Genomic DNA, 14,057 nt, shown 5'->3' on the forward strand with positions numbered 1-14,057 from the left:
AAATTTGATAGGATTATTAGCCGAATACGCATACGGACTAATATTATAATATTTCTATGCCAATGGATCAACACTCGTAAACCTTCCTAACGCACTCTCATAATACCTCGCACTATAATCATACATATTCAACCCGTGCATCTGATCCAGTTCCTTATTATTGTACTTATACGGCTGCAATTCACCACCTGTCCCCGGAGCAAAGTGCATCCCGAAAGGATAATAATGGTTGATCTGGATTACCGTACCGCTTGCATTAGTTACTACCCGGTTATTTCCCAAATGGTCGGTCAGGTAATAATGATACACGCCTGCTTCGATATAACCACCCTCTACCAATATCCGTTTTAATGCATTATTTTCATAGATGATATTACCCACATAATCCGTAGTCTTTGTCATTGTCAAGGCGCTTACGTTGACTGCCGAACCGATGACAGGAGTCGTAGAATAATTCGGATTCCATTTCTGCACTGATTTCAGCTTCACGCCTGAGGCTGTATATGTATATTCGTTGCGTCCTTCGGCTACAGGGCTTTTAATATCCAGCAGCCTCGGTAAATTTAAGGAATTATATTGAATATCGGTTATGCCTTTATTCAAATCTTTATTCATCGCCCCATTAGCATTGTAAGTATATTCGGTATCGGTGTTGATATAGTCTTTTATATCCATTGACCCGTTAACACCTGTGGCGGTGGCGGCATCTGTCACTTTCTTCAGTTGGTTGCCATTGTAGGCAATAGTAAGGTTGTCTACCACAGGACTGCCGGCTATCGTGGCATTACCACGGCGGACGATGCTGAGCATATTACCGTGCTTGTCATAGGTGAATTGCTCATTGAAACGTCCGGTAACTGTGCTGTTCTCACCGTAATCTGCCTTTGTCAGCCGTGAAAGATTGTCGTAGGTATAATTGTACATCCGAAGAACAGTTGATTCGGTTGGGCATAACCAGCTCATTGCCGAGATATTGCCATTATATTGCTTTACGCTGCCTCCATAGGATTCATTATAATACAGCGTTTCAGTAAACAACGGGCTGGTAATGGATTTCGTCCACGAACGCACATTATAGGCATAAGTTGAGTTCAGGTTCGCCTGTCCTCCTTTCTTATTTGTCTTCAACCTTCCCAAATCATCATACGTATTCTCCGCCAGTGTTACCTGCGGTTTTACCGTTGCTCCGTCCGTCAGCTGGTGGGTGGTGGTTAGCAACCGGCCGGCATGGTCGTAGGTATAAGTATATAGTTCAGTCAGCTTTCCACTACCATTGGCATCCTTGGTGTGTACATGCATTTTCTTGACCGGTTGCCCAGTGAAATTGTAAGCGATGTGTTCTTCGTCAATACCGCCCAGATGATTCGTCGAATTAACCTGAATAATACGTCCGCGATTATCATAATACATTTTGGAAGCTATTTCACCCAGGCTGCCATCTGCCTGAAAGGTCTTGATACGGGTGCCGATAAGCAACCCTTTGGGAGTTCCTTCTCCCAGGGAATGGTGGATATACCGGTCTGGAAAACCGTCCTTCTTTACAAATTTCAACTTTTCCCTTAAGGTTGCATTAAAATAATCATAATAGTTATCATAGTAATTCAGGCAGAGTGTCCCGGTATATGAAACCTCCGGAAGAGAGTTCCAGGTATATTCATAGTAGCCGCCGGGCTTTTCGATAACAACGATATCTTTGCATTTTGCTATCAGCGCATCGTGTGATTCTGTAGTTTTGTGTATTCCGGAGATTATTACCCTGCCAAATGCATCGTATTTATTAAACGTCCATTCCGCTGTCGGTTTCTTTCCTCTTTGTTCTCCATCCTGCGAAAATATCAGTCTGTCGGCCTTATCATAAACATAATATATCCATTCGCTGCCCGGTATTTTCTTGGCTATGCAGCGGTTGCGCGTGTCGTATTTATATAGGTAAGCCAGCTCATTGAGTTTAGCTTGCGTTATCCCCTCATCCTGAATCCGTGGGGGAAGCACAAAGCATTGGTTGCCGAAGTCGTTATAGACATAATAAGTGTCGAGGGGTGTTGTTCCGTCCATCTGTCTTGTCAGGACTATCTGCCCCAGTTTGTCCTTGAATTCATAGGACGTATTGCCGTCCTCGTCCTTTACCTCTGTGACATAGAGCTGCCCTGTCGCATAATTTGTGCTTTGGCTCAGGGTAGGACTTTGGTTGCTACCCCCGGCTAAATAAAGCTTACAATTGAGTCTGGCATCACCCGCTATATTGGTCAGATAAGCCGTACTCACTTTTTTACCGTTATTATGCCAGTCCTGTCCGGGGCTGTATTCTTCCAATACCCTGTTCAATGGTGAGGCTTCGTAGAGGGGATAGGTATAAGGCTTCTGGTCGTTGCCATTGGTGGCTTTTATATATCCTTTCGCCGTTTCTACCGAAACAAACGCCCCGTTGTTGCTTGCGCTTACCGTACCGGCAAGCCAAGTGTTGCTCTCACGCCCGAAAGCGTCGTATTCCTGTATAGAGACCAGGTCTTTGCCATCCGGGGTGATGCCCCGCTGTACGGTTTGCATGGGACGCCCTAAACCGTCGAAGTATTGGATCTGATCCTGGTAAGCTGTTCCTGCAGCATTGGTATAAGTACGTGTCTGGATGTAGTTCTGAACTGCTGTTTGAGAGTGAAGATTGGCTATCACTAAAACCGATAAGAGATGGATAACTATATATCTTGTTTTCATAATGAAGGTCGTTTATTGGTTATGATAATGATATTCATATTTCTGGAGAGTCTGCTTATTGGCAGGAGCGATAATGTTATCCTTATAAATATAGGTTTCTTTCAACCGTCCGAAATCATCGTAATCATAATAAGCAGTTATTCCTGACGGATCAGTTGAAGTGAGCATGCCTACAAGAGGTTTATATGTATAGGTGGTGACAAGAGTATTCGGCAATGCCCGCAAGCCGTCTATTAGAACCCAGTCCGAGGTCGAAGGCTCATCCTTGGAAGCAATGGATGTCAATGTGGCTTCATTTATGATTGCTTTCACTTGATCATATGTCGCATTTTTGATTTCTGCTATTGGATATTGGTTTTTATAGCCCCAAAGATATGACTATACGAAGATCGATTGTATTATTCTCGGTATCTCAACGGCTTCTATTGCACTGTATTATCAGATATTAGGACGAGGTACTCGTATTGATGATGAAAAAGAGAATTGCTTAATATCCGATCTAGCCGGCAATGTTGATCGTTTCGGAAAAGTGGAAGATATAACATTCGAGAAAGAACGGATATGGAAGATGTATGGTACTGGAGGACGGCTTCTCTCCGGCATTCCTATACACGAGATTGGTAAAGTAAAGAAAGGCGATGCAGAAAAAGAAGTGAAGGAAAGCAGTTCTACTATCGGCAAACCTCTTGAAACAATGCCATTCGGAAAGCATAAAGGTGAAAGCTTCAAGGATATTCCAAAGGAGTACCGAGAATGGATGCCCAAGTCATTCAATTGGCATGATGCAAATATGAATCTGAAACAGGCTATTGTTAATAGCTTGTAAGAGAAAGAGGCTTTTGTTGAACGTTATTATATTTTAAATATAAAATGGTACGTATCAATATCAAGCCTTTATCTGTAAATGAAGCATGGAAAGGTAAACGATTCAAAACAGAAAAATATAAGCAGTACGAAAATACCTTGCTCTGGCTTTTACCTAAAATAAAGATACCGGAGCCACCTTATGAGATCCATTTCAAATTCGGCTTCAGTAACTCCCTTTCGGATTGGGATAATCCTGTAAAACCGACTCAAGATATCTTAAGCAAGAAATACGGTTTCAACGACAAACTTATACAGAAGGCTATCGTTGAAACCGAAATTGTAAAGAAAGGAAATGAGTATATTGAGTTTGGGATAAAAAAAATGAATAAGTATATAGATAAATTATCCTGCCGATGATAATACCGACAGGATTATAATTATTGCTACGCAACACTCAAACGGGACGTCTGCGCGAGCGGGGGCGTGAATATCTTACAACGGAAACTAAGTAGATTAGTCTTCCCATATAACCTCTTCCTCTGATATTGTAATTTTACCTGTATTGGATACAGAATATAGGACTGAATAACAATCATCTGTATCAGGCACACATATGTTTAACGAAAAAATTGCTAATGTATCAGATATATTATTGATATCAAAACTCCAAATTTGATACTTTTGAACTTTATCTTTCGGTATTATTGAAGTGAAATCATTTTTATTAACTTTCTTTTTTAATATTGTTGTTTTACGGTAGTCTATATTCAAACATATCTCTCTATTTCTATACTCATATTTAACCTTATCTCCCGTAGCTAAAATATTATCTTTTAAAATTGTATCATCCAAAGATTCAATTATAGTATAATCAATTCGAAATAGCCCTACTAGAGTGTCTACATGCTGTATGACATTCTGACGAATAGTATCTGAGCTTTCAGATATATTCTTCTCTTTTTTTATACCATCCTCCCTATTTCCTTGTCCGTTACATGTAACAAACAAAAAAAATAAAAGAAAACATATGCTTGCTTGTTTATATAAACCCATTTTAGACATAAAATTTACTTTTTCATGAAAAAATCAATTACTTTTTTGAACAAAAATACTACCTATATCCTTAATAAAATTAGCGACTTTTCCTAAATTTTTAATCAATGTTGTCATAGAGTCTTTATTACTCGCCACGCCATTTACCATTTTTTGAGGATCTTTTAATCCCGTAGCAGATGTGGTTGGATCAACTTTTTTGCCATCTTCATGTATTTCATAATGTAAATGAGAAGTATAGGCGTCCGATTTACCTTTGCCCGAACCACCGATAGTTCCAATCTGATATCCCTCCGATATCTTATCTCCAACTTTCAATCCTTCGGTTATTTCATCTAAATGCATATAATAAGTCGCAACTACTTCTTTTCCATCTTTATTGTATGCAATTTTAACCCTATTGCCACCGCCATCTTTATCATCTGCATAATGTGCAACTCGAGTAACTACTCCAGAATGTGTAGCTAATACAGGTGCGCCTATATCATCACTGCCCGCCCCAAAATTGATATCTACTCCTGCATGTTTTCGATTATTAGGTCTATCAGCTCCATAATTATTTTCATGCCTTCTATTATGTCCATTATATTTTTCATTAACAGGCCATTCTCGTTTTCCCGTAGGATCAATGTATTTCAATGGGTTATTTTTTACGTAAACATATGGTGACCAACCGTATGCCTTCTCTGCCAGTGGATCCACCGTCGGCATAACCGGAATATCAAGAGACAAATACCTGGCACTGTAATCAAACCAGTTCAGCCCATTCCTACCATCCAACTCCTTATTATTATACTTGTACGGCTGAACATCTTGCCCCGTAGCATCCGCAAACGGCATACCGAAAGGATAATACTGCGTACTCTGAACCACCAATGCCGCTGCATTGGCCACTATCCGGTTGTTACCCAGATGGTCGTTGATGTAAAAGTAATAATTTCCTGATTCATAATAACCACCATCGACAAGAATTCTTTTCAGTGTCCCGTTTTCGTAAATGATATTGCCTACATAATCAGTAGTACTGCTCATTGTCAGTGAGCTTACATTAATATCCGAGCCGATTACCGGAGCTGAATAATAATTCGGGTTCCATTTCTGAACAGCTTTCAGTTTCTGTCCCGATGCAGAATAGGTGTATTCATTCCGTCCTTCGGCATTCATATTCTTTATATCCACTATTTGCGGAAGGTTCAGGAAGTTGTAGGTTATAGCCGATATACCTTTGTTCAGGTCTTTGACCATCGCCCCGTTGGCATTGTAAGTATATTCTACCCCTGTCCCCTTGGTATAATCCTTAAAGTCCATAGACGCATTCAGCGTTACATTAGGCCCTGCGTCCGTAATATATTTCAACTGGTTGCCGGTATGCTCGGCCGCGAGGTTATCTATTATCCCGTAGGTGGAGGCAGCCGTCATGCCGTAACGTTGCAAGGTCTTGATGTTTCCATGCTTATCATAGGAATATGATGTTGCAAAGTTAGTAGGGGATTCTCCCGTATAGGTTGCTGCTTTCAGGCGGGAAAGGCCGTCATAGGTGAAAGTGTATTTCCTGGTTTTGCCTGCCTGTCCCCACTGCATGGATGATATATTACCGTTATAGCTATAAGTCAAGGCCTCGTTAAAATTCGTATTGGCTATGCTGTTTGTCCACGACCTTATATTGTAGGCATAGGTTGTATTCAGGTTTGCCTGTCCGCCTTTCTTATTTGTCTTCAATCTTCCCAGTTCGTCATAGGTGTTTTCGGCGAGGGTTACGGTAGTCCCACTATTCAGCAGGTGTGCTTCCAGTACCAGCCGTCCGGCTTGGTCATATTTGTAGATGTAATATTCGGTCTGGGTATTCTTGCCTGTAACCTGATGCACATGTTTCCTCTGTGTCGGCTGTCCTGTGAAGTTATAGGCAATATATTCCTTTTCGATACCTCCGGCCAGGTGGTTATTACCCTTGGTTTGTACCAATCGCCCCTTGGCGTCGTAATACATCACCGAATACAGGTAAGAAGATGCCGTCCCGTCGGATTTTATCTGTGCCGTCAGGGTTCCTGTCAGCATCCCTTTGTTCTTATACTTATTAGCGTCGGTATAATCAGTCCCGTACCATGTGCCGTAGCCTGCTTCGGCATTATACTCCGTTCCGCTTACCGGTATCTCAGCCATACCCCTGAAATTATAGTTATCATAATAATTGACAGTAAAGATTTTCAAATAGGATGCCGGAATATTCAGGTAAGTGTTTCCAAGCTTTATTTTATAACCGCCATAATTTCCTCCGAATTCGGCACAAACTGCGCCGCTGTCCACACTTATCAGGTTATAGGTAATTCCGGTCAGGACAGTACGCCCCAGCGCATCCGGAATGGTGAACATCCATTCCCCTCTGCTGCGCTGCTCCCCATCCTGTGAAAAGATCAGGCGGTCGGCATTATCAAAGACATAGTATATCCACTCGCATCCGGGTAACTTCTTGGCTATACAGCGGTTGCGGTGATCATATTTGTACTGGTAGGCCAGCTCGTTAAGTTTGGCCTGTGTTACCCCTTCGTCCTGAATCCTTGGAGGAAGGACAAAGCATTTATTGCCGAAGTCATTATAGACATAGTAGGTGTCATGTGGTGTCGTCCCGTCCATCTGGCGGGTCAATACTACCTGACCGAGCTTATCCTTGAATTCATAGGAGGTATTGTCGTCCTCGTCTTTCATCTCGGTGACATAGAGCTGGCCGGTGACATAGTTGCCGCTTTGGCTCAGAGTCGGGCTTTGTTTTGTTCCCCCTGCCCGGTACAGAATACAGTTCAGGGTAGCATTTCCCGATATGTTTGTTTTATAGGCTGTACTTACTTTTTTACTATTATTATACCAGCCTTGCCCCGGACCGTATTGTTCCAGAATCCGGTTCAGAGGTGAAGCTTCATATACGGGCCTGCTGTAAGCCGAATCATTGCTATAGGTAGTCATTGCTTTTGCTTTGTAGGCAGTAAAAGGCATATAAGCCCCGTTATTGCCTAAAGCAACAGCAGGCAGCCAGTTGCTTGATTCCCTCCCGAAACTGTCGTATTCCTGAAAAGTGACCAGGTCGGCATAGGAAGGCGTTACCTTTTTCTGTACAGTCTGAACGGGACGTCCAAGCCCGTCAAAGTATTGGACTTGGTCCAGGTAGTCTGTTCCCGCTTCATTGGTATAGATACGGGTCTGGATGTAATTCTGGTTGGAAGATTGAGAGAATACATCCTGGACAGCTGACAATAGCAGCGGGATAATATATAAATAGAATGTTTTCATAATTTTATGTTTGACTTAATACTGAATATTAAACTTCCATGATTTTACCACATCATTAATTCATAGGGCGCGGATATTCTACCTGACACCCGAACCATTCTATTTGTCCATTGACAGTACGGGATTCCAGTTCTTTGAATTTAGGGTTTATGAAAAGCCTGGCTTTAGTGTTATTCCCTTTCGGCATGCGCAACTCTACTTTACTTACTCCGGCAGGTATTGCTGTATAGGGAAGTACGCTAAACAATGATTCATCAGGGAAGTCAATGCTACTGTATGGATTTGTAAATGTTATCGAGGCATTAGGTGATGCCGGATAATTATTACTCGGATACCACCACATGGATAATGTAAGTTGACTGGAGCCGTAAAAACAATATTTGAAAGAGGTATTTTGGCTCGTAGGTACATTAAGATTAGCTGTAATTATACATTCCCCATTCTCTTCCTTCCACTGAATATTTTCAAATATTGGCGTCGAATGATAGATATTAAAGCTTTTACTTATGCTTACCGTTTCTTCGGTCAGTTCATCAGTTAAGGTACATGTTACCGTCTTCTGCCCTTTCCAAATTTCCCCCAGATTCACGGTATACTCCGGCGTTGTCGTAATTTGGTTTGCAATGATTTGACCTATGTCATCTTGTATTTTCCATCTATAATAAAACTGGTTTGGCCCTCCGGATTTCAAAACCCTGAATGTATAATATACAGCTGCTGCCATGTCCAGATTATCCGGAATTGACTCGAATGCAATTTGCATTGGATATCCAGCCGAGCTGGGATTGTTTTTATATTTATATGTGTTTTTATTTACAATATTGCGCTTATTGTCAAAAGCGGCTCTTAACCTACCAGTTTCATCATATTCATAAAAGGTAGAAATACCCATCGGGTCAGTTGAACTTATTATCCCTACTAATGGGCTATATGTATAGGTCGTAACATGAGCGCCACTCAAAGTGCTTCGTAAGTTATTTATTGCCTTTAAATCGGCCTCAGAAGGTTCTATTGCAGGCGCGATCCTGTCTATTAATGCTTGTCCAAGCGCATTAACGACATCAGAATATCTTGTGTTTTTTATCTCTGCAATAAGATATTGTCCTTTATATGACCACAAATAAATATTTTCTTCCATATCATTGTTGGCTATAGATGTGGGAACACCATACTTATTATAAGTTTGATATGTTTGCTTTTTTATAAAACTGGAACTTAAGGTAGAAGAGGTTAAACTGAGCGGAGTACTTGTATATAATTGATAAAGATTATTTCTCAAGACCATTCCATTCACATCTTTATAATCATATTTAATACCATCTATAGCTTTTTTTTCTCCAGTTTCACTTGTCTTTATTGCTTTTATTATCTCTACAGGCTCATTAATAATATTTTTATCAGTAAGTATTTTAATATTATCGGTAGTAGGAAGATTATCATAATCTATAGGGTATTTATACAAAATGTTATAAAACAAACCATTGCTATCAATAGTTTCTAATTCAGATACTAGGTTTGTTTTATTGTATTTATAATTTTCAATATGTGAGACACTATTTTGATCAATTGTTTGTTTCCGTACTAACCTGCAAGGAACCAGAAACACTTTATTTGCAATGTTCCCATAAGGCAATCCCATAGTACTCACAGCATATTTATCTTTAGCCTGACTTAAATTATATGTATAATTCTCGGTTAACACGACTGTATTATTACCGGAATAGATGGTTTTCTTCAATAATTTCCCTCTGAATGCCGACATATCATTCATTGTATAAATACTATATTTGTCTTTAAGTTCAGGCAGGGTTAAAGATCGGCTGACCAAGGTGTATCCGTACATATAGTCCAAAAGTATTGTGTTTATGTTTTCATCATCAGGCACATCGGTCCAAGTTGAAAAATTATAATGTATTTGACTTCCATCTGATAAATATTCTATTACATCAGGATAACCTATATGATATTCGCTCATATTTTTTTCCTTAGATAATGTATTGCTACTTATTATTGATAGAGTTCTGCTATAATCATTTCTTAATTGTGTATATACCTGCTTATTTTCTTTTGGATCCCAAATATAAGCCGATGAAAAATTATAATATGCCAAAACTTCCGTTGATTTGTATTTAGGTAATAAGTTTATAGCTCCGTTCAGATTATTTGTCTGAGGATTCTTGTACTGGAAAGTCCTGTAATTATAAACTTTATCTGTTGTTTGGTCTGAATCTTTCATAGAATATACTCTTGCTCCTCCACAGGGAATGCCGGACACGCTTGATATATCGTCATAATGGAGGCTCTGAGAATTTTTTTTCTTATAATTATTATATCGATTATACTCATATTCTATTTCAGTTATACCACCGGTAGGATATACGACCTTTTTTAATAATCCTACTTTAAATACAGTGGTATTTACAGCTTTACGGCTTTCTATATTTGCCAGATAATCACCGGCGTCTTCTGATATATTGTATCCCCCATTCCAAAAACCCCAATGGTCAGTAGCTATTGTTTGAGGATTAGGCCACTGGCTGGTATAATTGTATTCAAACCCGTAAGCTTCTGGATCTTGTGTGTGTGAATTATTCTTTAAATTTTTAAGAAAAAAGTAGGAACCCTGTATTTCATATGTGAAAGAACTTTTTTTTATTAATCTGTTCTGATATCTTATATCTATAAGGCTGAGATTTAATAAATCTTGATAGCCATCATTATAAAAGGAGTATGAGAAACGGTTTCTGGTGAAATTTATTGCAGTTTCGTCAATTGTTATTTTATCCAGCATTGGGACATAAACAAAGTCCAGAAAATCAAATTCTTTTTTCTCCGGCGCATTTAAAGAATTTGTAGCAGAATAGTCCGGCGGTCCCATAGACCATGTAGTCACAAAACCCGAGCTGCCATTAAATACAAAATACTTATACCTTTGCGTCTGGCGTATGGAAGAATATGAGAAATAAACCTTTCTCTTATTTGGCGCCGTTATTGAATTTAAATACCAAGAAGATATAGTTACCGGTCTGAACATTGCTCCTTGCGGATTATTAGGCCACGTATATTCCAAATAAGAGCTGTTACCGCCGAATTCATATGTATATCCGTCTGGAGTAGTTATTTTTATCATTGATCCGGAAGGCGTCCTTTCTGTTCCATATGCCTGAACACTCACTCCATTTATATCTATTTTATACCCATCATCATTTAACGATACAGCATTGCCATTATTACCTATTATAAATTTTCCGTGATGGTTTCCAAAATTGAAAGTAAAAATATCAGGGGCTAGGTCATGTTTTATATTATCATTAACGGAACCAGTTTTCTGAACATTAAAATTCCACAAATCATTTTGGCTATAATTATATGCATTATTACGTATTGCCACTAATAACCCGTCCTTCATATTCTTTTCCGCACTGGAATTATTACCTATATTGTCATCAGGACTGCCGATAACTTCACGAGTTATAACCCCGCCAACATTCAAAATCCAGTTCATTCCTACTAATGATGGCCTTCGTCCCGGGATAAAACCATCAGATATATACTTAATTGATACGGGTATGTTAAAGTCATGATCTTTATATTCCATTATCGGAATTTCTAAATTTAACAATCCATTATAGTGATTGATATCTAAATTCCCATATTTAGCAAATTCTGCTGTCTGAGGTGTGGCAAATCCAAGATTTTGAGGAGTAAAATAATAACTATTAAAACTTGTAGGAATAAATTGAAAATTTTGTGCAATCAGGTTTAGAGGCACCGATAATATCAATAATATAATTATTTTTTTCATAATCTTCACTTTTTAATAATAACTTCATTTACAAATATTCCGTTAGCAATAATACGAAGTACATAATTTTTCGGTGACAAATTGGAACAGTCTACCGTTTCGTAATAAGTACCCGCCGTCTTACTTTCAGCCGCTATCTTCTTTACTGGCAAACCCTCAATAGAATAAAGTTCAAATGAGACTCTGGCATCCTGCTTCAATTCATATTCGATATTCATAACCGATACTATAGGATTAGGGTATATCTTACAGACCATAATATCTTGTAGCATAACTGTCTTGGCTGTAGGGTCGATGGCTTGCTTTTCTTCCGTCCCTTTCCACAGTTCGTCAAGTAAGGCTTGGTTTTCCGGGTCGGTATCCAGGTACAGATGTTCCTGCGGAGGATAGAAAAAAGCTGTCGAAAAAATAGTTGTGCTGTCTGCTATATTAATATTGCGTACTGTTTCGAATACCGGATAACGGTAGCCTTTGCTGTACCAGCGGCAGGTCTCGAGCTGTTTGCCCTGATCGCCCGTCTCTATGCCAGATGAACCTTCTACAGGGGTATTCAGGATGGTTTGTATTGCCTTTACCCGAAGTATAGGACTTAATGTATCCCCCGAAGGTAATATCATCTTACCATAGGCGTCAGCCACGGTAACCATTGTACCATGGGTATGTATATCCACTGTACCCGAATACAAACCTTTAGAGGTATAATCCGAGGTAATCGACTGACCGTAATTCAGCGGATATTGCATTAGTACCATCGGGTTGGTATATTTCAGTTCGACAACGGGGTTTTCATGCCCTGTCTGTAATAGCGAGTCATGTATCATCCGGTAATAATACATCGTATTATGTTCCGTGCCCACAATTAACTCATCATCCGAAATATCCTTTTTAGGATAGCGGGTAGCACCCAGTATATAGACACTATCCCCTTCCAGAGGTGGTAATGAATATGTCAGGGTATAGGCATCATTCAGTGTCTTGATATCTCTGAAATCCCAAAGCTGGTCTTTGCCTGCCCCTCCGGGATCTTTGTATTCTACTTGTTGTTTTATTAACACATCGCCAGGACGAAGATGGTTGTGAGAACTGTTCAATTGGCTAAAACCGGGTAATGCCATCCATAGGAACAGCAAAATGAGAATTTGGGCAGGTTTCATAGTTAAGATATTAATTATTAGTATTTAAATTACGATTTCAGGCACTTGTATAAAGAGAAATGCTTCTCTCTTATAATATAGATAAATGTCTTCTTCAGATTTCACAAATAAAATATAAAAATAACACAATTTAATTAATATTTAATATTTGATAACAGGTTTTAAAACATAAAAATTGTGTAAAGAAATGATCCGATCCGGTTATGCATGCAACTACAAATATTCAAAGGATAAATATTATATAAAGCTTCAGGAAAGAGCAAGAGCGGATAGAAAAGGACTTTGGAAAGATGGGGATACTATTGATCCGTGGCAATGGAGAAAGGAGAAAAGAAAGTGAACCGCCTATAATCTAAAAAAGGCGGTTCATTTATCAGAAGAAATTATTTTTCTATTTAATTTTCATCACTTTCTCACGCGTCACATTACCTTCTTCGTCAGTTTTTTCCAGAATATAGATACCTGCATTAAGGGTTGTATTCTGAATGTCGAAATTGATCGCTTTATTTTCTTTGTAAACAAGCGAACCTGTAGGGAAAGAATAGACTTTTATGGAGGTTGAAGTCGGAGTGCCAGTGGCGGTACTCTTTAATGGTCCATCAGTTGGTACTCCTTCACCTGGGAGTCCCCCTCCAGATCCACTGCAGCTTATAGCCGGAATCTGGAATATTTGAGGAGTAACAGACCAGCCACATTGGTTCTTAGCACTATAAGTAAATAGCATATCACCTTTTGATAATGGTTGTACTATTGCTCTGTTTACACTAGTATGAAAAAATTGAAAATTATTTGACTTTTGAGTCCATTTATAATCAAGTGGGCTATTTCCTTCGATTCCTTCCAATTTAGGGTAAACATCATTGTCCGGCCCAATGCCTTTGTCAATACAAATTGGCTTCGGAAACCATGTCTCTCCGTCAGTGGAGGCATAATACCCAGGAGGTCCTACCCATACTCGAGAGTTTTCCACTTGGTAACTTACACCATCATACATAACAGTTGCTTTTACTGTTCCAAATTCATTGTCTGAAGCACGGAAAGTTGCATTAGGTGTTCCCTGACCTGAGTCTCGCTTTCGCAGTATGATGGCCGCTTCCGCTTTTCTTATGAGTATGTCTCTGTCACTCAGCTTTGCCATCTATAATATTTTGTAAGTCTTCGTCTGATAGATTTTCTAGGTTGCTCTTGATGCCAACCTCACCCGAGAGTTTGTTTTCTTGCCGGTTCTTCCAGTTGTCGGGATC

Annotated in this window: 10 protein-coding genes; 3 read left to right on the forward strand and 7 right to left on the reverse strand. The window is 39.4% G+C overall.

Features of this window, described 5'->3' with window-relative positions; genetic code table 11:
* Positions 1–54: 54 nt before the first annotated feature.
* Both B3317_RS03540 and B3317_RS03545 read right to left on the reverse strand, forming a co-directional pair.
* Positions 55–2,712 (reverse strand): DUF6443 domain-containing protein, encoded by a 2,658-nt coding sequence (locus tag B3317_RS03540; protein WP_291108700.1) that lies wholly within the window; start codon positions 2,710–2,712, stop codon positions 55–57.
* A gap of 12 nt (positions 2,713–2,724) precedes the next feature.
* Entirely contained in the window at positions 2,725–3,024 is a 300-nt protein-coding gene (locus B3317_RS03545; protein ID WP_291108702.1) for a hypothetical protein, read from the reverse strand.
* A 217-nt stretch (positions 3,025–3,241) separates the two neighbouring features.
* Here B3317_RS03545 and B3317_RS03550 point away from each other — a divergent pair, with 217 nt between their 5' ends.
* Both B3317_RS03550 and B3317_RS03555 read left to right on the forward strand, forming a co-directional pair.
* Positions 3,242–3,538, forward strand: coding sequence for a putative quorum-sensing-regulated virulence factor (locus B3317_RS03550; protein WP_291108704.1), 297 nt, complete (start codon positions 3,242–3,244; stop codon positions 3,536–3,538).
* A 44-nt stretch (positions 3,539–3,582) separates the two neighbouring features.
* Entirely contained in the window at positions 3,583–3,936 is a 354-nt protein-coding gene (locus B3317_RS03555) for a hypothetical protein (RefSeq protein WP_291108705.1), read from the forward strand.
* Positions 3,937–4,032: 96 nt separating this feature from the next.
* Here the strand turns inward: B3317_RS03555 and B3317_RS03560 are convergent, their stop codons facing one another.
* Genes B3317_RS03560 through B3317_RS03575 form a run of 4 tightly spaced genes read right to left on the reverse strand, consistent with a single transcriptional unit; the run spans position 4,033 to position 12,813 of the window.
* A complete protein-coding gene (locus B3317_RS03560; RefSeq protein WP_291108707.1) occupies positions 4,033–4,581 on the reverse strand; it encodes a DUF4738 domain-containing protein in 549 nt (182 codons plus the stop codon).
* A gap of 24 nt (positions 4,582–4,605) precedes the next feature.
* The gene (locus B3317_RS03565) at positions 4,606–7,854 is read right to left on the reverse strand and encodes a DUF6443 domain-containing protein (RefSeq protein ID WP_291108709.1); all 3,249 of its coding nucleotides are present in this window, start codon (positions 7,852–7,854) and stop codon (positions 4,606–4,608) included.
* A gap of 55 nt (positions 7,855–7,909) precedes the next feature.
* Positions 7,910–11,659: a hypothetical protein gene (locus B3317_RS03570; protein ID WP_291108711.1), complete on the reverse strand. Its 3,750-nt coding sequence runs from the start codon at positions 11,657–11,659 to the stop codon at positions 7,910–7,912.
* A 5-nt stretch (positions 11,660–11,664) separates the two neighbouring features.
* A complete protein-coding gene (locus B3317_RS03575; protein ID WP_291108713.1) occupies positions 11,665–12,813 on the reverse strand; it encodes a T9SS type A sorting domain-containing protein in 1,149 nt (382 codons plus the stop codon).
* 187 nt (positions 12,814–13,000) lie between these two features.
* Here B3317_RS03575 and B3317_RS03580 point away from each other — a divergent pair, with 187 nt between their 5' ends.
* Complete coding sequence (locus B3317_RS03580; RefSeq protein WP_291108715.1) at positions 13,001–13,153, forward strand: thermonuclease family protein; 153 nt, start codon at positions 13,001–13,003, stop codon at positions 13,151–13,153.
* 51 nt (positions 13,154–13,204) lie between these two features.
* On the opposite strand, the gene B3317_RS03585 is transcribed toward B3317_RS03580, so the two are convergent.
* On the reverse strand, positions 13,205–13,951 hold the full coding sequence (locus B3317_RS03585) for a T9SS type A sorting domain-containing protein (RefSeq protein WP_291108717.1): 747 nt from the start codon (positions 13,949–13,951) through the stop codon (positions 13,205–13,207).
* Positions 13,952–14,057 lie beyond the last annotated feature (106 nt).

This window comes from Dysgonomonas sp. UBA7710, from assembly GCF_002482385.1.
GTDB lineage: Bacteria > Bacteroidota > Bacteroidia > Bacteroidales > Dysgonomonadaceae > Dysgonomonas.